Here is a 19,169-nt window from a genome sequence, read left to right as displayed (position 1 = left end):
AACCAGCAAAAAGGAAAAAGGGCTCTCTCGGAGCCCTTTTTTTGGTTTCGCTTCGGCCTGGAGGCCCCAGCGCCTCAAGCCGGCTTGAACACCAGCGGCCGGCCCGCCTGCTCGCTGGCATAACGCGACAAATTGGCGAAGAACTCGCTGGAATCCTTGGTGTCGGCCCAGCGCCCGCCGCTGAACTTGTAGTGAAACCCGCCGGCCTTGGCCGCCATCCAGATTTCCTGCAGCGGTTTTTGCAGGTTGATGATGATCTGGCTGCGGTTTGAAAAAGTCAGCGTGATCATGCCGCCGGTCCGCTGGTTGTCGATGTCCGCGTCGGTTTCATCATTGATCCGGTCGCAGGCCGTCTCCACCGCCTTGAGCGCGCTCTCGGCCAGATCCTGGTATTCGATGTCCGTCATTACAATCCCATCATGGTTTCTTCAGCTCAAATTTTAGGCCGCGTCCGTAATCCGGCCTTGCGGCATGGCCTTGCTGCGCTTGTGGTCGGCGCCGCCTTGCTGGCCGGCTGCGGGCAAAAAGGCCCGCTTTACCATCCAGTGCCGCCCAAAATTCCCGGGGTGACGCCTTCGGCCCCGCCCGCACCCTACACCGCCCTTCCCGAAGCGCCGCCTGCGGCAGTGGCGCCGGCCCTGCCGGCTTCTGCCCCCCGCCCGTAAGGCTTGCGCTCCTGGCGTTGCGAAGCTTCAGGCCATGTCCCGCCTGAACCTTCAAATCCAAGGCGAAGGCAGACAGTCACCTTGAATCGGTCATGGCGCGCAGCCTGCACGCTCTTTAAGATACCCCGAACAACACGCACGGTTAAAAGCCTTTATTACCCATGACCCGCCCATTCCTTCCCGGCCACCCCCATTTCGCCTACCGAGAGGGTGAGCTGTTCGTTGAAAACGTCCGCTTGCACGACCTCGCCGCCACGCATGGCACGCCGCTCTTTGTTTACTCCAAAGCGGCCATGCTGTCGGCGCTCGCCGCTTACCAGCGCGGTTTTGAAGGGCGCCACGCGCAAATCTGCTACGCCATGAAGGCCAACTCATCGCTGGGCGTGCTGCAGGTGTTTGCGCGCGCCGGCTGCGGGTTTGACATCGTCTCGGGTGGGGAACTCAGCCGCGTGCTGGCCGCGGGCGGTGAGGCCGCCAAGATCATCTTCTCGGGCGTGGGCAAAACCCGCGCCGAAATGCGCCAGGCCCTGGCGGCCGGCATCGGCTGCTTTAACGTCGAAAGCGAAGCCGAACTGGACGTGCTTTCGGAAGTGGCGCTGGCCATGAAACTGCGCGCGCCTGTCAGCATCCGCGTCAACCCGAATGTGGACCCCAAGACGCATCCCTATATTTCCACCGGCCTCAAGGACAACAAGTTCGGCGTGGCGCATGAAGACGCCCTGCGCCTCTACCGGCACGCGGCATCGCTCCAGGGCCTGCGGGTGGTCGGCATCGATTGCCACATCGGCTCGCAAATCACCGACACCACGCCTTACCTGGATGCCATGGACCGGGTGCTCGACCTGGTGGCGGCGATTGAAGGCGCGGGCATTCCCCTGGAACACATCGACTTCGGCGGCGGCCTGGGCATCAACTACAACAACGACACCCCGCCTGAAGCAGACGCCCTGTGGCACCAGCTGCTGGCCAAGCTGGACGCGCGCGGCTACGGCGGCAAAAAACTGATGATCGAGCCCGGCCGTTCGCTGGTCGGCAATGCCGGCGTGTGCCTGACCGAAGTGCTGTACGTCAAGCCCGGTGAGCACAAGAATTTCTGCATCATCGATGCGGCCATGAACGACCTGCCCCGGCCCGCCATGTACCAGGCGTTTCACGCCATCGTGCCGCTTTCATCGCCCAAAGATGATGCGGAGAAAGTCACCTATGACGTGGTCGGCCCGGTCTGCGAAAGCGGCGACTGGGTTGGCCGCGACCGCGCCTTGTCAGTGGCGGCGGGCGACCAATTGGCGGTGATGTCGGCGGGCGCGTATTGCATGAGCATGGCCAGCAACTACAACACCCGCGGCCGCGCGGCTGAATTGCTGGTTGACGGGGACAAAGTGCACCTGATCCGCCAGCGGGAAACCGTGGACGACCAGACCCGCCAGGAACGGCTGGTCGCCGGCTAAACGCCGGTTGCTATCATTACGATAGCGTATTGCGTACACCGTACGCGGGCTGCAGCCTCTTTTTCCTTAAAAACTGCTGCACGCGCCAGCCCAGCAGCGCGGCGATGATCCCGGCGTAGACAAATACTTCCGCAAAGTTGTTCTTGCCGGCGCGCATCCAGAAGAAGTGCAGCAGCCCCAACCCGGCAATCAGGTAGACCAGCTTGTGCAGCCACTGCCAGCGTTTGGCGCCCATGGCCTTGATGGCGGCGTTGAACGACGTCGCCGCCAAAGGCGTCAGGAGGACAAAGGCCGAGAACCCCACCAGGATGAACGGCCGCTTGGCGATGTCTTTCGCGATATCGGAAAAATCAAAACCCATGTCAAACCAGCTGTAGCTCAGCAGGTGGATGACGACATAAAAATACGTGAACAGCCCCAGCATGCGCCGAAAGCGCGCCAGTGCCGGCGTACCGGTGATGACCCGCAGCGGCGTGACCGCCAGCACGATGCAAAGGAAACGCAGCGTCCAGTCGCCGGTCGCGCGTATCAATGCTTCGGCGGGATTGGCGCCCAGCTGGTTGGTAAAGGCGCCGTAGAAAAGCCAGGCAAACGGCAGCAGGCACAGCAAGAACACCACCGGTTTGGCTGCCGGGTGCAGCAACCATTTTTGCCGGCTCGCCAGAAGAGAACTCATCAAAAGTTCTTCTTGAGGTCCATGCCTGCGTACAACTGGCCCACCTGGGCTTCATAGCCGTTGAACATCAGCGTCTTGCGCTTCTTGGCAAAGAGGCCGTCTTCGCCGATGCGGCGCTCGGTGGCCTGGCTCCAGCGCGGGTGGTCGACGTCCGGGTTCACGTTGGAATAAAAGCCGTATTCCTGCGCCGCGGCCTTGTTCCAGGCAGTGCGCGGCTCTTTGTCGGTAAAGCGGATTTTCACAATGCTCTTGCCGCTCTTGAAGCCGTACTTCCAGGGCAGCACCATGCGCACCGGCGCGCCGTTCTGGTTGGGCAGCACTTCACCGTACATGCCAAAGGTCAACAGGGCCAGCGGGTGCATGGCTTCGTCCATGCGCAGCGCTTCCACATAAGGCCAGTCGAGCACGCGCGAACCCACAAACGGCATGGTCTTGGGGTCGGCCAGGGTGATGAACTCGACGTATTTGGCGTTGCCCAGCGGCTCGACCTTCTTGATGAGCTCCGACAGCGAATACCCCACCCACGGGATCACCATGGACCAACCCTCGACGCAGCGCATGCGGTAGATGCGTTCTTCCTGCGGGCTGAGCTTGAGCAGGTCTTCGAGCGTGAAGGTTTTGGGCTGCTTGACCAGGCCTTCGACGGCCACCGACCAGGGCTTGGTCACCAGCGTGTGGGCATTTTTGGCCGGGTCGGCCTTGTCGGTGCCGAACTCGTAGAAGTTGTTGTAGGTCGAGGCGTCTTTGTAGTCGGTGACCTTTTCCATGGTCACCGCACCGGCCACGGCCGATTTGCCGCCCGCCAGCGTTGCCAGCTTGCCGGGCTTTTGTACCGTTTGCGCCATCGCCTGCCGTCCGGCCCAGCCCGCCATGGCGGCGCCCGCCGCGCCCGTGGCCATGAGTTTGATCAGGTCGCGGCGGCCCTGGTAAATGCCTTGCGGGGTGATTTCGCTGGGAACGGGGTGGTCGAAGCCGCTGGCGTGGGTCTTGATGAGCATGAGAGGTCCTTGATATCCGTTAAGGGGTTAGTCTGAATACGCCGCAGCTTCTTACAGGGATTCAACCTGGCAGGCGAACAAGCAAGTTAACCCACCTTACAAGGACTCGCTGCCGGCTACAAGGTTCCGTAGCTGTGCAGGCCCGACAGGAACATGTTGACACCCAGGAAGGCAAATGTGGTGACCGCCAGCCCCACCAGCGCCCACCAGGCCGCCACGGTGCCGCGCAGGCCCTTCATCAGCCGCATGTGCAGCCAGGCCGCGTAGTTGAGCCAGACAATCAGCGCCCAGGTTTCCTTGGGGTCCCAGCTCCAGTAGCCGCCCCAGGCTTCAGCCGCCCACAGGGCGCCCAGCACCGTGGCGATGGTGAAAAAGGCAAAGCCGACGGCAATGGACTTGTACATCACATCGTCCAGCACCTCAAAGCTGGGCAGGCGCGAAGCGATGCGCTTGCGGCCGAGCAGGATGCCGGCGGCGATCAGCCCGGACACGGCGAGGTACCCGACCCAGTAGTAACTGCCGCCCACTTCGGCCGGCGACTTGCTGCGAAACACGATGGGCACAAAACACAGCACCACGCCCAGCAGCCACAGCGGCGTGAGCCGGTGCCAGCGGGTTTCGTCGGCCTGCTGCTTGATGAGGTAAGACAGCGACACCATGGCGGCCAGCGAGAACATGCCGTAGCCGATGAAGTTGGCCGGCACATGCAGCTTCATCCACCAGCTTTTGAGCGCAGGCACCAGCGGCTGGATTTCATGGGCTTCGCGGACCACCGTGTACCAGAGCAAAAAGCCGACCGCGGCGCTGACCACCAGCATCACAAAAGCGCCCAGCGCGCGGGTGTTGTACTGCGATTCAAAGTAGAGGTAGAAAGCCGCTGTCATCCAGCAAAACAGCACAAACACTTCATAGAGGTTGCTGACCGGGATGTGCCCGACGTCAGCGCCGATCAGGTAGCTTTCGTACCAGCGCACCAGCGTGCCGATCAGCGCCATGCCGACGGCGACCCAGGCGATTTTGGAGCCCAGTGATTCCAGCGTGCTGCTCTGGCCTTTGGCAAACATGCCCAGCCAGTAAAAAATCGTGCTCATGAAAAACAGCACGCTCATCCACAAGATCGCCGACTGGCTGGAGAGGAAGTACTTGAGCCAGAACACCTGCTCGGAGCGCGCCAGGCTGCCCGCGCCGTCGACCTGGTAAGACGCGATGGCCAGCAGCGCGAAGGCGCTCACCACCACCATCAGCACACGCAGCGGCCGCCAGAACCAGCCCATCGCGATGGCCGACGGAATGGCCGCCAGCAGGATGCCTTTTTCATAGACGTCCATGAACGCGCCGTAGCGGAAGAAGGCGTACAAAAGGCCGCCGGTGACCAGCGCGGCAAACACCCAGTCCAGCACATTGCGCCGGGCGAAGTAGCCTTCGTTCAGGCTGAGCGTGGTGTCGCCACCGGCTTTGAGGGTGGTGGTGTTGACCGCCGTGTTGTTGATCGTGGAGGTATTCATAAAGGCGCCTGCAACAGTTTCGTTTTCAACATCTCGAACTCCTTGTCCCCGTCCATGGTCTTGCGGTTGGTGGACAAGGCCATGGTGGCGTGGCTATGTGCCGGGTCTTCGGCCGATTCTGTCACTGAAGCGCCCTCAGCGGGAGCCCCGTGTGCCGAGGCGCCGCGCGGTGCCAGCCAGACCCAGACGCGGCGCTCACGCACATACAGCATGGCGAACACGCCCAAAATCAGGAAGGCGCAACCCAGGTAGACGATGGTCTTGCCCGGCGCGCGCGCCACCTGGAACACGCTGGCCTGCACCTGCGTGAAATCCTTCAGCTCAAACGCCATCGGGGCCGGGTAGAAATGGGCGTCCGACAGGCTCAGCACCATTTGCGACATAAAGCCCAGCGTCTTGTCGTCCTGGCCGAGCGGCTTGAGGCCTGCCTGCTCGCGCGTCATCTGGGCCAGCTCAAACAGCACGCCGTTGAGGATGCGCACCAGCACTTCGCCGGCGCGGCTGCGTTCGGCTTCGGGCACGTTGGCTTCCATGAAGTCGGAAATCGCTTGCAGGCCTGCGGTTTTCACACCGGCCGGTGTAGCGTCGGCGGCGCTGCCGGCGAACAAGGCCAGCGCACGTGAAGCCGAAGCGGCCAGTTGCTGCGCCAATTCGGGCCGGTCGCGGCCGATGGCCTGGCTGGCATAGCGCCTGACGGCCAGCTCACGCTGTGCCGGATTGGCCAGCGCCGCGCGCAGGCGCAAAAAGGTGTCCATGCTGCCTTCCGGGTCGACCGGAATGCGCAGGTACTGGAAAGGCGCAGACGGTGTCTCACGCACGCCCAGCAGGTAGACAGCGGGGGCGTTTTCGTTCTGGTCGGTCTTGACCGGCAGCATGTAGTTGTGGAATTCGCGGGCCTGCCCGGCCGCGTCGCGCAGCTTGTAGCTCACGCTGGGCCCGACGTTGCGCAGCTCTTTTTGCGTCACGGTCTTGTTGGCCGCGCCCAGGCGTGTGTCGATGGCCTGGTGAAGGTCGACCTTGCGCACGTCAGCGCCTGAGCCCATGCTGCCGCCCGAGGCGAAGTTCTCGACGTTGATGACACGCAGCGCGGTGTATTCGAGTGTGAGTTTTTCGGCGCCCTCGCCTTGCCCGTTGGTCAGCTGGCTGGTGCCGCCAATCGTGCCCTGGATTTCAAACGGCTTGCTGGCCGCCGCCATGGGAATCGCCTTGAGCGTGACGCTGGAGCCGCCGTCGTCAAAGCTGGACTGGTAGATCTCGATGCCGCGGTGGCTGGCCGGGTGGTTCACTTCAACACGGGCCGGGATTTTCTCGCCGGTTTCCTTGTCGTGAATGATGATGTCGCTGGCAAAGAGCTTGGGCATGCCGGTGGAGTAGTACTCCACGATGAATTTCTTGAGCTCGATGGAAAACGGCAGCTCCTGCAGCAGCACGCCGCCGGGCTGGTTCAGGATGGCCGTGCCCGATTGCGTGCCCTCGGCCACCAGCAGGTTGGCGCGAAAGGTCGGGTTACGGTCGCTCAGGCGGTGCTGCACCGGCACATCGGCAATCAGCCCGCCGCCGGAATAGATGGACTTGTCGTTCAGCCACATCTGCGCACGCACGACCATGTCGCCGTCGAGCAGGCCGCCTATGCACACCAGCACGATGGCGCTGTGCGCAGCGATATAGCCGAGCTTGTTGGCCGCACCCTTCTTGGCCGCCACCATCCAGCCGCCGCCCCCGGCTGTCTGGCGCTGCTGCAGCTTGACCTTCCAGCCGCTTTGCACCAGCGTCTGGCCGATGCGGCACGCGGCCGCTTCGGGGGATTCGGCCAGTGCGGCCTCAGCGCGATGGCCGAAGGCCTTGAGGCTTTGCTCACGAACGTTTTCCTTGAGCTGGTTCAGGTCCGCGAAAATTTTGGGGGCGTTTCGTGCAATGCAGAGCGACGTGGAGATCACCAGGAAGGCCAGGATCAGCAAAAACCACCAGGCGCTGTAAACCGTGTTGAGGCTGAGCAGGCTGAACACCTGCGCCCAGAACGGGCCGAACTGGTTCACGTAATTGGCCAGCGGCTCGGCCTGCTTGAGCACGGTGCCGATGATGGAGGCGATGCAGATCACCGTCAGCAGCGAGATCGAAAACCGCATGGACGACAGCAGTTCCACCGACGCCCGCAGACTGCGGGAGCCCCAATTGACCTTCATACCCTGGGTGGAAACTGTCATGCTTGGATTGCTGGAGTGGAAGCTGGGGCCAGCTCAGGAAAGCCGGCGGCGCGCACGGGAAAAAGAAAAAAGGCGGGCTTTCATCAGAAAGACCCGCCTTGGTGTGATTGGTTTTGGAGGCTTGGGTTCAATACTGCAGGGCTTCTGCGTGTACTTTCAGCAAAAAAACCTGCCTCCCGGCAGGCTTGTGGCCTAGCGAAGGCCGGCAATGTAATCGGCCAGCGCGCGGATTTCGCGGTCATTGAGTTTGGCGGCGACCTGGCTCATCGGGATGCTGTTCTTGCGGCCACCGTCGCGGAAGGCCGTCAGCTGCGCAGCCGTGTAGGCCGCATGCTGGCCGCCCAGGCGGGGGTATTGCGAAGGAATGCCGGCGCCGGTCGGGCTGTGGCAGCCTGCGCAGGCGGCGATCTGGCGGTCCTGCACGCCGCCGCGGTAAATGCGCTCGCCCAGGGAAACCAGTTCCTTGTCTTTGGCGAAGCCGGGTTTGGCCTTGTTGGCCGTGACCCAGTAAGCGATGTTTTTCATGTCTTCGTCGGACAGCGCCGAAGCAAAGCCCTGCATGACGGCGTTCTTGCGCTTGCCGGACTTGAACTCCTGCAGCTGCTTGACGATGTATTCAGGGTGCTGCTGCGCCAGCTTGGGATTCTCGGGGGAGCCCGAGTTTCCGTCGGCGCCGTGGCAGGCCACGCACACGGCGGCGAAGCTGGCACCGCCCTTGACGAGGTCTGGCTTGGCGACCTTGGCTGGCGCTGCTGCTGCGGGGGCAGATGCGGCACCGTGCGCGGGTGCGGCTTCGCCGGCGGCAAACGACGACATGGCAGGCACGGCCAACAGGGCGGCCAGGAGGGAAGTAACGAACAGCTTCATATCGGGGGTTTTAATTGGTTGGCGCACAAAACTTATAACTTTCTGATTTTACAATGGCTTCAGGGCATCCCCGATTATTCGGGTCTTGCCGCGGCAACCGGCCGCCGGCGCCACTGGGGTTCAAGCACCCTCCAAGCCCCGCCTGCAGGGGCATTTGCTCCCTTCCACGCAAGCCCGTGGCGCACAACCGACCTTCAGGGACCGCCCGACCAATGACCTCAGCCTCCACACCCAAGCCCAAACTGCCCGCAGCCGCACCTGGCGCACCTGATCCCAAGATCGCCATGGGCTGGCTGCACACGGCCAAGTTCCTGACCACGGCGCCTGAGCTCATGCACCTGCCGCGTATCGACGTGCCTGAAATCGCCTTTGTGGGCCGCTCCAATGCGGGCAAGTCCACCTGCATCAACACCCTGACGCAGCAGCACAGGCTGGCGTTTGCCTCCAAAACGCCGGGCCGCACGCAAAGCATCAACCTCTTCAGCCTGGGCAAGCAGGGCGTGACCGACGCGGTGCTGGCCGATTTGCCGGGCTACGGCTACGCGGCCGTGCCCAAGGAAGCCAAATACCGCTGGCAAAAAGTAATGGGCAATTATTTGCAGACGCGTGACAACCTCAAGGCGGTGGTGCTGCTGTGCGACCCTCGCCTGGGCCTCACCGAGCTGGACGAAATCCTGCTCGACGTGATCCGGCCCCGGGTGGAAGAAGGCCTGAAGTTTCTGGTGCTGCTGACCAAGTCGGACAAGCTCAACAAGACCGAAGCCGCCAAGGCGCTGTCCATTGTGCGACTGCAGGCCGGCGGCGGAGACGTCAAACTGTTTTCTTCGCTGAAGCGCCGCGGCGTCGAGGAAGTCGCCCAGCATTTGTGGGACTGGGCGCATCCGCAGGAAAAACCGGCCAAGGCGGCCAAGGCGATTGAAGCCGAGCCGGAAGCCAACGACTGAGCGGGCTCATCCGGGTGCGGGCGGGGCCGCCCAGGTTTATGAACAAAAACCGGCCCCAGCCCAATCAGTACATGGGCAAGCCGCTATCAAAAGCGTAGCACCATGATTAAAACCAGTTTGCAGCCCCTGCCCCACGGCATCACGCTGTCATGCCGCAGCAGCGGTGCCAAAGGCCGGCCGGTGTTGATGTTCCTGCACGGCTTCCCCGAAGCTGCTTTTGTGTGGGACGGCCTGCTCGAACATTTCGCCCAGCCTGAAAACGGCGGCTATCGCTGCATCGCGCCCAACCTGCGCGGCTTTGAACAATCCAGCGCGCCGGCCGAGGCCGCGGCCTACCGGCCCAAACACCTGGTGCAGGACATCGCCGCGCTGATTGCGCTGGAAGGCGGCCCGCTCGAATGTTTGATCGCGCATGACTGGGGCGGCGCCGTGGCCTGGAACCTGGCGGCCGGCCAGCCGGCGTTGACGAAAAAGCTGGCGATCATCAACTCGCCGCACCCGGGCACTTTTTTGCGCGAACTGCAGCACTCGACCGAACAACAGGCCGCCAGCGCCTACATGAATTTTTTGATCCGGCCGGACGCCGAAGCCCTGCTGGCCGAAGACGACTTTCGCCGCCTGTGGGAGTTTTTTACCAAGATGGGCGCGGCCGACGGCCCCCACGCCTGGCTGACGGACGCCGTGCGGGAACAATACCGCGCCATCTGGCGCCAGGGCCTGACGGGCCCCTGCAACTACTACCGCGCCTCGCCGCTGCGCCCGCCGCGGCCCGGGCCTCCGCACAACGACCCGGCCGCGGCCGGCGTGACGATTCCGCGCGAGATGCTGGAGGTGAAGCTGCCCACGCTGGTGCTGTGGGCCATGGACGACATCGCGCTGCCGGCTTCTTTGCTCGATGGATTGGGTGATTACGTGCCGCGCATGGACCTGCGCCGGATTGAAGGCGCGACGCACTGGATCGTGCATGAGCAGCCTGCCCTGGTGGCCGCGCACCTGCAGCGCTTTTTGCGCTGAGCGCTATCAAATAGATAGCAATATCCCAAGACAGGGATTGGGCTGGATGCCTATTTTCTTAAATTTCCCGCAACCCCGCGACCGCGCTTCAATAGAGCGAAGGCTCACCTTCAGGCCGGGTCTTGAAGCGCTTGTGCACCCAGTAGTACTGCGCCGGCATGGTGTTGATGTAGTCCTCCAGCCGCGCGTTCATCAGCGCGGTATCGGCCACCGCGTCGTCGGTCGGAAAGTCCGTCCAGGCCGGCAGCACCTGCACCTCGTAACCGGTGGGCGTGATGCGCGGCAGCAGCGGCAAGACCTTGGCGCGGCCCAGTCTGGCAAAGCGCGACAGTGACGGCACGGTTGCCGTCGGCAGGCCATAAAAAGGCACAAACACCGAGTCATCCGGGCCGAAATCCATGTCGGGCAGCAAATACAGCGGCTGGCCTTCACGCAGCGCCGCCACGATGGGCTTGACGCCGGCCGCGCGGCCAAACAGCCGCAGGTTGCCGAAACGCCGCCGGCCGCGCAGGATCCAGCGGTCGATTAGCTTGTTGGACTGGTCGGTGTAAATGGTGGTTGACGGCCGCGGCATCTGCAGCGCCACACCGGCCCAGGCCGCGTCCAGACCGAAGAAGTGCGGCAAAAAAATCAGCGTGGGCGCATTGCCCTGCAGCTCTTGCAGAGCACCCGTCACCTGCACGCGCCGCTGCACCCAGGCCTTGGGCGCATGCCACAGCCAGGCGCGGTCCAGCCAGGCCTGGGCGAAGTAAACAAAGGTCTGCACCGTGAGCTTGCGCCGCGCATCGGCTGACAGTTCAGGAAAGCACAGCGCAAAGTTGGCGCCGACCACACGCCGGCGCGAGCCCACCACCGCATACAACACCCAGCCGAGCACCACGCCCAGGCCGCGCGTCACGGAAAGCGGCACCAGCGCCAGCACCTGCATGAACGCAATGCCGCCGCGGGTCACAAGCCGGCTGGCCATCTGTCGAACGGTCTTCAAAGGGAGGCTTCCTTGCGTGGTGTCTTGTAGCGGGCGTAGCCCCAGAGGTACTGGCCCGGCTGGCTCAGCACGATGGCTTCAATCGCCCGGTTGATCGCCGTCACGCGCTGCAGCAGGTCGGCTCCAGCCTTGCCGGAATCGGCAGGCTGCACGCCTTCTACCGCCGGCCAGATCTTGAGGAAATAACCTTTGCCGTGCGCGAGGCGCTCGCAGCTCACCGGCAGCAGCACCGCCCCGCTTTGCAGCGCCAGCCGCGCCGCCAGCGTCATGGTGTAAGCCGGTTTGCCGAAGAACGGCGCCCACACACCCAAACCCTCGGGCGGCACCTGGTCGGTCAGCAGCGCCACGGCCTGGTTGGCCTTGAGGGTTTTGTGCATCAGGCGGATGCCGGCCAGGGAAGCCGGCACGACGGTGAGGTGGGCGCGGTCGCGGGCCAGGCGTTCCAGCCGGGCCAGCCAGGCCTTGCGCGCGGGCCGGTAGATGGCGGTGATGGGGCCGTAAAGCTCGGCCAGCGCCTGCGGGCCCAGCTCAAAACTGCCGCAGTGGGGGCCGAAAAAAATCACGCCACGGCCCTGCGCAAAAGCGCTCTCGGCATGGGTCTGGCCTTCCACCCGCACATTGCCCAGGCACGACTCATCGGCCGGCCGCATCCAGAGCTTGGGCAGCTCGGCGATAAAACGCCCGGCTTCGGCAATCGCCGGCCGGGCCACCTCAAACGGCAGGCCGGCTTGCGCCACATGCGCCCGGAACTGCGCGCGGTAGCGCGGGCTCAGGGCCCACACCAGCCAGCCCAGCGCGCCGCCCGCCGCATGCAGGGCAGCCAGCGGCCAGAGGGCGAGGAAACGGAACAACCAGAGCATCAGACAGGTGAAAGGGGTATTGAAGGGCCAATCCGGCCCCCGGAGGACCGTCTTATAATCGGGGCTGTCGCCGAGTTACTGAACAACTTGCAGGGCGACATTAAACCAAACTGCTAAAGCGTTCGCCGAAGCATTCCAGCCGGCAACGCGCCGACAAACTTCATGGAGTGTACGCAATGGCGAACGATTTTCTCTTTACATCCGAATCCGTCTCTGAAGGCCATCCCGACAAGGTCGCGGACCAGATTTCCGACGCGATTCTCGACGCGATCTTCAAGCAGGACCCGCGCAGCCGCGTCGCCGCCGAAACCCTGACCAACACCGGCCTGGTCGTGCTGGCCGGCGAAATCACCACCAACGCGCATGTCGACTACATCCAGGTCGCACGCGACACCATCAAGCGCATCGGCTACGACAACACCGACTACGGCATCGACTACAAGGGCTGCGCCGTCATGGTCTGCTACGACAAGCAGTCCAACGACATCGCCCAGGGCGTGGACCACGCCTCCGACGACCACCTGAACATCGGCGCCGGCGACCAGGGCCTGATGTTCGGTTACGCCTGCGACGAAACGCCCGACCTGATGCCCGCGCCCATTTATTACGCGCACCGCCTCGTCGAGCGCCAGGCCCAGCTACGCAAGGACGGCCGCCTGCCTTTCCTGCGCCCCGACGCCAAGAGCCAGGTCACGATGCGTTATGTCGACGGCAAGCCGCACAGCATCGACACCGTGGTGCTGTCGACCCAGCACAGCCCCGACCAGAGCGAAACCGCCCACAAGATGAAGGCCTCGTTCAACGAAGCCATCATTGAAGAAATCATCAAACCCGTGCTGCCCAAAGAGTGGCTCAAGGACACGCGCTACCTGATCAACCCGACCGGCCGCTTTGTCATCGGCGGCCCGCAAGGCGATTGCGGCCTGACCGGCCGCAAGATCATCGTCGACACCTACGGCGGCGCCTGCCCGCACGGCGGCGGCGCCTTCAGCGGCAAAGACCCCAGCAAGGTGGACCGCTCGGCCGCCTACGCCGCCCGCTACGTGGCCAAGAACATCGTCGCCGCAGGCCTGGCTCGCCAGTGCCAGATCCAGGTGGCCTACGCCATCGGCGTTGCCAAGCCGATGAATGTGACCGTGTACACCGAAGGCACCGGCGTGATCTCCGACGAAAAACTCTCGGCACTCGTGCAGGAGCACTTCGACCTGCGCCCCAAGGGCATCATCCAGATGCTGGACCTGCTGCGCCCCATCTACGAAAAAACCGCGGCCTACGGCCACTTCGGCCGCGATGAGCCGGAGTTCACGTGGGAGCGGACTGATAAAGCTCAAGCGCTGCGTGCAGCGGCGGGTCTGTAAGGACCGCGGAGCGAAGCTCCTCTTGCGCTTTGGGGAACGCTCATATTGCGCAGCAATGTGATGCGGTCACCATAAAGCTGCAGCCCTTAAGGCTGCAGCCGGCCTGTAAGGCCGCCGCGCATCGCGCGGTTCGGTTCTTCAGCGCAGGCTAACGTCGCATCGCGAAGTTAAGGGCCAAAGGCCCGGTGCCGAAGCTAACGTGGAGCCCGCCCAAGCGCAACGTCCTACACCGCAGCCCGCAAAACACCTGCAACACAAAGCCACCTTCGGGTGGCTTTTTTCATGCGTGTTTTCAGAGGCGGCCACTACAATTTTGGGCAAGTATCCGTCCGGGCGGCAGCGCCGTTTTTCGTCAACTTTCACGAAAGCCCCCATGCCACGCACTCCTCCCAAAATGGCCGTCAATATCGCCGCCGCATTGTTCGCGGTGTTCGCCCTGATCGGCATCAGCGAGCTGGCCTATGACAAATCCGTGGACGCGATGGATGACATCGCGCAGGCCCATGCGGCGCGCAGCCACGTCCAGCGGCTGCTGCGCGACGTGCTGGACGCTGAAAGCGGCCACCGGGGCTATCTGCTGTCGGACAACACGGCCTACCTGGAACCCTACAAGGCAGCCGTTGCGGATATCGGCCAGACGCAGGACCAGCTTCGGGAGCTGTACGTCCTCAAGCCCGGCCAGATCGGCACGCTGGCGCGGCTGGGGCGTACGGTTCAGCGCAAGCTGGCGGAAATGGATTTGTCCATCCGCATGAAAAACGAGGGCAAAGACGACGCCTGGCGCTTTGTATTGAATACCGAGGTGGGCAAGGAGCAGATGGACGCCATACGCACTTTTGCCGGCCAGCTGGTCGAGGAAAGCGACCAGCAGACCAGCGCCGGCTATGCCGAGGTTCGCCGCTCACTGTTTCTGTCGCGCCTGGGCATCACGCTGGTCGCGGCTGTCGCCTTTGCGGCTTTCTGGCTCTACCTGCGCCAGACCGCCGCCCTGAACCTGGCAGGCCAGCGCCAGCAACTCGCCCTGCAGTCCGAGCGCGACCTGCTGGACATCCAGGTCCGGGAGCGAACTGCCCGACTGACTGAACTGGCCACGCACCTGCAGCAGATACGGGAAGAAGAGCGGGCCCACCTGGCGCGCGAGCTGCACGACGAGCTGGGCGCGCTGCTCACGGCCGCCAAGCTGGACGTGGCGCGCATCAAAGCCAAAGTAGCCGGCGACCCTGGCGACCTGCCCTCGCGCATCGACCACCTGACCGAAACCCTGAACAGCGGCATTGCGCTGAAGCGGCGGATCATCGAAGACCTTCGCCCTTCGACGCTGTCCAACCTGGGCCTGGTGCCGACGCTGGAGATCCTGACGCGGGAGTTCGGCCAGCGCTCGGGCCTGGACATCACGGTCAACCTCGAGCCGGCCGAGCTGGACGAGACCATACAGCTGACGGTCTACCGCCTGATCCAGGAGGCGCTGACCAACATCGCCAAATACGCCGAGGCAAGCAACGTGGAAATCAACCTGCTGGCTTACAAGGACCACATCACCGTGTCGGTCCGCGACGACGGCAAGGGGTTTGATCCGAAAACGGTGCAAATCTCGGCCCACGGCCTGCAGGGCATGCGCCACCGGGTGGAGGCCTCGGGCGGCCGGCTGGACATCACGACGGACGGCGGCACCACCATCATGGCGACGCTGCCCTTGGCCGTCCTGCGCAAGGCAATTTCGCACGCTTGAAGCTAGCCGCCGTCGCGGCCGGGTCAACCGCGGGTGTAAGGGGTTTTTTCGACGTGCGGGGTATTGCCCAATTCTTCTGAAGGGGCGTTGTCGGGTTTGGGCTGCGCAATGGTTTTGTTCGTGCCCTCTTTGCCGTATTCCTCGGCAGAGGCCGGGTCCGGCCTTGCGGCGGGGGTTTCGGCCGGCTTTTTCTTTCGGTTGTTTGCGTCGCTCCCGGGATCAACAGGGTGTCTGGAACTCATCGTGTGTCCTTGCTGGTCTTGCTGGTCTTGCTGGTTCTAGGGTGCAGACGGCGCTGGACGTCAGGTGACAAAGCTGCTGGTGTCCGGGGCAGCCAATGCGGACGCAGGCGCCGGGCGCACGGCCGCCATCGAACCCCATGCGGGACGCGGCTCAGTGGCGCTCTTGCCCGCCACAATAAATGGCCAGGCGCTGCGGGACTTTGCCGTTTCTGCAGCAGGTTCACGGGCAGGCCGGGCAGGTCGGGCGTGCGGCTCGTGCATGGGAAAGATGTCGAGGAACATGGTGGCGCCGGTATGGCTTTGAGTAGCTGGGTTTTGACTTTAGGGGTGCGCCCATCCGCCCGCCGTCAGCGGGATAGGAAATGTGTGTAGGACAAGCCTGAATCAGGCCGCCATGCGCAGGATTGCACTTTCCATCGTCAGGCCACCAGGCAAGACATCAGGCTCTCGTAATCCACCGGCTTGACCAGGTGGTGGTTAAACCCTGCCTGGGCGGCCAGGGTTTTGTCGGTCGACTGCCCCCAGCCCGTCAGCGCGACGAGCACCATTTTGTCGCTGTGGGGCTGCTGCCGCATCAGGCGGGCCGCGTCATAGCCGTTCATGCCGGGCATGCCGATGTCCATGACAACCACGTCCGGCGTGCCGGCCTGGGCGGCGGCCACGGCGGCGACACCGTCATACGCGGTGGTCACGGCAAACCCGTCCATTCCCAACAAGGCCGCCAGGGTGTTGGCAGCGTCCACGTTGTCGTCGACGATCAGGATTTTTTTGGCGTTGCCTTGCAAGGCGGGGGCGGCCACGGGCACGGGCAATTCCAATGCAGGCGGCACTGCCTGCAGCACCACCGGCAGCGTCAGCACAAACTCGCTTCCGCGGCCCAGGCCTTCGCTGGTGGCGTGGATGGTGCCGCCGTGCATCCCGGCAAACTGCCTGGCCAGGCTGAGGCCGATGCCCAGGCCGGTCGGCGCCTCGCCCGGCACGGGCGTCTGCACAAACAGGTCAAAAATCTTCGCCAGCGAGGCCGGCTCCAGGCCGATGCCGTTGTCGGTGACGCGGAACGTCACGACAGGGCCCTCCACTTCCGCGCGCAACACAATGTGCCCGCCCGGGGGGGTGAACTTGGCCGCGTTGACCAGCAGGTTGGCCACGCTTTGCACCAGGCGCGCGTGATCGGCGTCGAGCAGATAGGGCGTGTCCGGCTCCTGCACCTCCAGCCGGTGCTGCTTGCTCTCCATGGCAGAGCCGGAGATCTCCACCGCATGGTTGACCACCGACTGCAGCGTGATCTCCCCTTTTTTCAGCGTGACCTTGCCGCTGGTGATACGCGCCACATCCAGCAGGTCATCGACCAGGCGCGTCAGGTGGCTGACCTGGCGGTCCACCACGTTGCGCACCTGCGTGATCTGGCCCGACTCCGGGTAAAGGTGCTTGAGGATGCCCATGGACGTGCGGATGGGCGCCAGCGGGTTGCGCAGTTCATGGGCCAGCGTGGCGAGGAATTCATCCTTGCGCTTGTCGGCATCGCGAACCTGGTATTGCCGCTCACGCGCCCGTACGGCCGAGCGTGTGGCGGTAATGAGCGCAATGGTGCGCACCGGCCGCTCCACCAGCGTCACATTGCCCAGGTGCTCCACAGCACGCTGCACATCCAGCGAATCGGCGCCGCTGCGCGTCAGCAGCAGGATGGGGATGTCCGACCAGGTCGGTTGGGTGGCGACGTATTCGGCCAGGGGCCGCATGCCGCTGCCGCTGACGACCTCTTCCACCAGCAGCACGGCGCCCGCGCCCAGCGGCAGTTGCTGCATGAGTTCGTCGCTGTTGGCGCACACGATGCTGTGGATGCCGACCGACTGCAGCACTTTGGCGGTCAGCGCCCCATCCCGCCCCGTGGGCGCACAAATGACGATTCGCCGCTCCACCTATTTCACTCCGCGGGAGGCATTGAGTTCGGGATCACTGCCGACATAGACAGGCACTCCCGTCAGGATGCCGCGGAAGCCGCGCAGCGGGGCGCCGACGTGAATGCCGTTGCGGGACATGGAAAACTCGCGGATGGTGCGCTCGTGCAGGCTGCCGCGCTTTTTGAACACCGACACGGCCTGCTTGACCTCGCCGTCGTGCTCGAAGTAACGCAGCATGAGCACGTTGTCGGCCAGGTAACTGGCATCCACCGTGGTGGACATCTGGCCGCCCAGCATGCCCTGCTGCACGCCGATCAGTATGGTCACCACACCGCGCTGGCCCAGGTAGGTCAGCAATTCGTGCAAATGGGTGGTCAGGAAACGCTCGTCCGGCATGGCGTTGAGGTAGCCGTTGATGCTGTCGATGACGACGACTTTGCAGCCGCGGTCGGCCGCCTGGCACACCACGGAGGTGAACTCGCCTGGAGACAGCTCGGCCGGGTCGATCTGCTGGATGCTCAGCGTGCCGCGTTCGTAAGGCTCTCGGATTTTCATGCCCAGGCCGTCGGCTCGGTTCAGCAGGTTGTTGGCGGCTTCTTCGAACAGGAACATGGCGCTGGACTGCCCGCGCGCTGCGGCGGCCGTGACGAACTGGGCCGCCAGCGAGGACTTGCCGGTGCCGGGCGGCCCGGCGATGAGCGTGCTGGTGCCTTCTTCCAGGCCGCCGCCCAGCAGCGCGTCAAGCTCCGTGAGGCCGCTTTTGAGCTGATCGCGTTTTTCCATGACCCGTGACTCGGCTGCCACCAGGCGCGGGTACACCGAGAGGCCGCCGTACTGGATGTCGTAGTCATGCATGCCGCCGCGAAAGGCGATGCCGCGGTACTTCACCACGCGCACGCGCCGGCGTTCGGCGCCGTAGTCCTTCACGGACTGGTCCAGCGTGATCACGCCGTGGGCGATGGAGCGCACCTGAAGGTCAATGCCGGCGGCCGTGCGGTCGTCCAGCAGCATGACGGTGCAGGAACGGCTGGCGAAGAACTGCTTGAGCGCCAGCACCTGGCGGCGGTAGCGCAGCGGCGTGTCGGCCAGCAATTGCAGCTCCGAGAGCGAGTCGATCACCACGCGGGTCGGTTTTCGCTCTTCAATCACCGACAGGATCATTTGTGTGGTGGTGCCCATTTCCACCTCTGAGGGGTGGAACATGGTGTATTCCGCTTCGGGCGTCAGCAGGTTTTCCGACGGAAGGACCTCATGAATGTGGATGCCTTCCATATCCCAGCCGTGGGATTCGGCGACCCCGGCCAGCTCCGTCGCCGTTTCGGCCAGTGTGATGTAGACGACGGACTCGCCTAGTCGGGCGCCCTCGACCAGGAATTGAAGGCCGGTGGTGGTCTTTCCGGTGCCTGGCTCACCTTCGATGAGGTAGATGCGGTCTTTTATGAGGCCGCCGCCCAGGATGTTGTCCAGGCCTGAAATGCCGGTGGAAAGGAAAACAGGTTCGGTTGAGGTCTTTAATGTCATGGTTACAGGGATGCGGGTTGTGAGCCAACATGGCCGGGAAAGAACAATCCGCAACACCCGTTTAAGAACAAAGCGGCTTGTAACACCTGAATAAATAGTAGCCAGCACACCCCAAAAACCCTGGTTTGAGTCGCCTAAGCTATGCGTAGGACAAGGCCCTGTCCAAAAGTACAAAACCCTCCGATCGAACGGTTTTGACAGGTTTTGATGCCCGCCAACGTCGGGTGCGCCCCAACCCTCCAGACCACCGGG

At 63.6% G+C, this 19,169-nt stretch carries 19 protein-coding genes; 7 read left to right on the top strand and 12 right to left on the bottom strand.

Features of this window, described 5'->3' with window-relative positions; all coding sequences use genetic code 11:
* Positions 1-74: 74 nt before the first annotated feature.
* Entirely contained in the window at positions 75-407 is a 333-nt protein-coding gene (gene cyaY / locus DT070_RS10210) for an iron donor protein CyaY (protein ID WP_122955297.1), read from the bottom strand.
* 12 nt (positions 408-419) lie between these two features.
* Between cyaY and DT070_RS21770 the strand changes: the two genes are divergently transcribed.
* Together DT070_RS21770 and lysA are read left to right on the top strand one after the other, a co-directional pair.
* Positions 420-665 (top strand): lipoprotein, encoded by a 246-nt coding sequence (locus tag DT070_RS21770; RefSeq protein WP_122955296.1) that lies wholly within the window; start codon positions 420-422, stop codon positions 663-665.
* A gap of 161 nt (positions 666-826) precedes the next feature.
* On the top strand, positions 827-2,113 hold the full coding sequence (lysA, locus tag DT070_RS10200; RefSeq protein ID WP_122955295.1) for a diaminopimelate decarboxylase: 1,287 nt from the start codon (positions 827-829) through the stop codon (positions 2,111-2,113).
* Positions 2,114-2,129: 16 nt separating this feature from the next.
* On the opposite strand, the gene DT070_RS10195 is transcribed toward lysA, so the two are convergent.
* The 4 genes from DT070_RS10195 to DT070_RS10180 form a co-directional block, all read right to left on the bottom strand.
* Positions 2,130-2,789, bottom strand: coding sequence for a sulfite oxidase heme-binding subunit YedZ (locus DT070_RS10195; RefSeq protein WP_122955294.1), 660 nt, complete (start codon positions 2,787-2,789; stop codon positions 2,130-2,132).
* A complete protein-coding gene (msrP, locus tag DT070_RS10190) occupies positions 2,789-3,787 on the bottom strand; it encodes a protein-methionine-sulfoxide reductase catalytic subunit MsrP (protein ID WP_122955293.1) in 999 nt (332 codons plus the stop codon). The genes DT070_RS10195 and msrP overlap by 1 nt, the downstream gene beginning before the upstream one ends.
* Before the next feature lie 116 nt (positions 3,788-3,903).
* Positions 3,904-5,292: a c-type cytochrome biogenesis protein CcsB gene (ccsB, locus tag DT070_RS10185; protein WP_194965932.1), complete on the bottom strand. Its 1,389-nt coding sequence runs from the start codon at positions 5,290-5,292 to the stop codon at positions 3,904-3,906.
* Positions 5,289-7,496, bottom strand: coding sequence for a cytochrome c biogenesis protein ResB (locus DT070_RS10180; RefSeq protein WP_122955292.1), 2,208 nt, complete (start codon positions 7,494-7,496; stop codon positions 5,289-5,291). The genes ccsB and DT070_RS10180 overlap by 4 nt, the downstream gene beginning before the upstream one ends.
* Here DT070_RS10180 and DT070_RS21315 point away from each other — a divergent pair.
* Positions 7,495-7,692, top strand: coding sequence for a hypothetical protein (locus tag DT070_RS21315; RefSeq protein WP_153976398.1), 198 nt, complete (start codon positions 7,495-7,497; stop codon positions 7,690-7,692). The two genes, DT070_RS10180 and DT070_RS21315, sit on opposite strands and share 2 nt — an antisense overlap.
* Here DT070_RS21315 and DT070_RS10175 read toward each other — a convergent pair.
* The gene (locus tag DT070_RS10175; RefSeq protein WP_122955291.1) at positions 7,689-8,363 is read right to left on the bottom strand and encodes a cytochrome c; all 675 of its coding nucleotides are present in this window, start codon (positions 8,361-8,363) and stop codon (positions 7,689-7,691) included. The two genes, DT070_RS21315 and DT070_RS10175, sit on opposite strands and share 4 nt — an antisense overlap.
* Positions 8,364-8,575: 212 nt before the next feature.
* On the opposite strand from DT070_RS10175, the gene yihA reads away from it, so the two are divergent.
* Together yihA and DT070_RS10165 are read left to right on the top strand one after the other, a co-directional pair.
* Entirely contained in the window at positions 8,576-9,307 is a 732-nt protein-coding gene (gene yihA / locus DT070_RS10170) for a ribosome biogenesis GTP-binding protein YihA/YsxC (RefSeq protein ID WP_122955290.1), read from the top strand.
* Between the two features lie 102 nt (positions 9,308-9,409).
* On the top strand, positions 9,410-10,321 hold the full coding sequence (locus DT070_RS10165; RefSeq protein WP_122955289.1) for an alpha/beta fold hydrolase: 912 nt from the start codon (positions 9,410-9,412) through the stop codon (positions 10,319-10,321).
* Between the two features lie 88 nt (positions 10,322-10,409).
* Here the strand turns inward: DT070_RS10165 and DT070_RS10160 are convergent, their stop codons facing one another.
* Positions 10,410-11,306, bottom strand: a complete 897-nt coding sequence (locus DT070_RS10160) for a lysophospholipid acyltransferase family protein (protein ID WP_194965933.1) — start codon at positions 11,304-11,306, stop codon at positions 10,410-10,412.
* The gene (locus DT070_RS10155) at positions 11,303-12,166 is read right to left on the bottom strand and encodes a lysophospholipid acyltransferase family protein (protein WP_122955287.1); all 864 of its coding nucleotides are present in this window, start codon (positions 12,164-12,166) and stop codon (positions 11,303-11,305) included. The genes DT070_RS10160 and DT070_RS10155 overlap by 4 nt, the downstream gene beginning before the upstream one ends.
* Positions 12,167-12,342: 176 nt before the next feature.
* On the opposite strand from DT070_RS10155, the gene metK reads away from it, so the two are divergent.
* Positions 12,343-13,524 (top strand): methionine adenosyltransferase, encoded by a 1,182-nt coding sequence (metK, locus tag DT070_RS10150; protein WP_122955286.1) that lies wholly within the window; start codon positions 12,343-12,345, stop codon positions 13,522-13,524.
* A gap of 373 nt (positions 13,525-13,897) precedes the next feature.
* The gene (locus DT070_RS10145) at positions 13,898-15,253 is read left to right on the top strand and encodes a CHASE3 domain-containing protein (protein WP_228778526.1); all 1,356 of its coding nucleotides are present in this window, start codon (positions 13,898-13,900) and stop codon (positions 15,251-15,253) included.
* Positions 15,254-15,276: 23 nt separating this feature from the next.
* Here DT070_RS10145 and DT070_RS10140 read toward each other — a convergent pair whose 3' ends face one another.
* The 4 genes from DT070_RS10140 to DT070_RS10130 form a co-directional block, all read right to left on the bottom strand.
* Positions 15,277-15,495 (bottom strand): hypothetical protein, encoded by a 219-nt coding sequence (locus DT070_RS10140; RefSeq protein ID WP_122955284.1) that lies wholly within the window; start codon positions 15,493-15,495, stop codon positions 15,277-15,279.
* 60 nt (positions 15,496-15,555) lie between these two features.
* Complete coding sequence (locus tag DT070_RS21310; protein ID WP_153976399.1) at positions 15,556-15,777, bottom strand: hypothetical protein; 222 nt, start codon at positions 15,775-15,777, stop codon at positions 15,556-15,558.
* A 137-nt stretch (positions 15,778-15,914) separates the two neighbouring features.
* A complete protein-coding gene (locus tag DT070_RS10135) occupies positions 15,915-17,414 on the bottom strand; it encodes a response regulator (RefSeq protein ID WP_122955283.1) in 1,500 nt (499 codons plus the stop codon).
* The gene (locus DT070_RS10130; RefSeq protein ID WP_122955282.1) at positions 17,415-18,917 is read right to left on the bottom strand and encodes an ATPase domain-containing protein; all 1,503 of its coding nucleotides are present in this window, start codon (positions 18,915-18,917) and stop codon (positions 17,415-17,417) included.
* Between the last annotated feature and the right edge of the window lie 252 nt (positions 18,918-19,169).

It is taken from the genome of Polaromonas sp. SP1 (assembly GCF_003711205.1).
In the GTDB taxonomy this organism is placed as follows: domain Bacteria; phylum Pseudomonadota; class Gammaproteobacteria; order Burkholderiales; family Burkholderiaceae_C; genus Polaromonas.
This window is presented reverse-complemented; position numbering and strand designations above follow the sequence as displayed.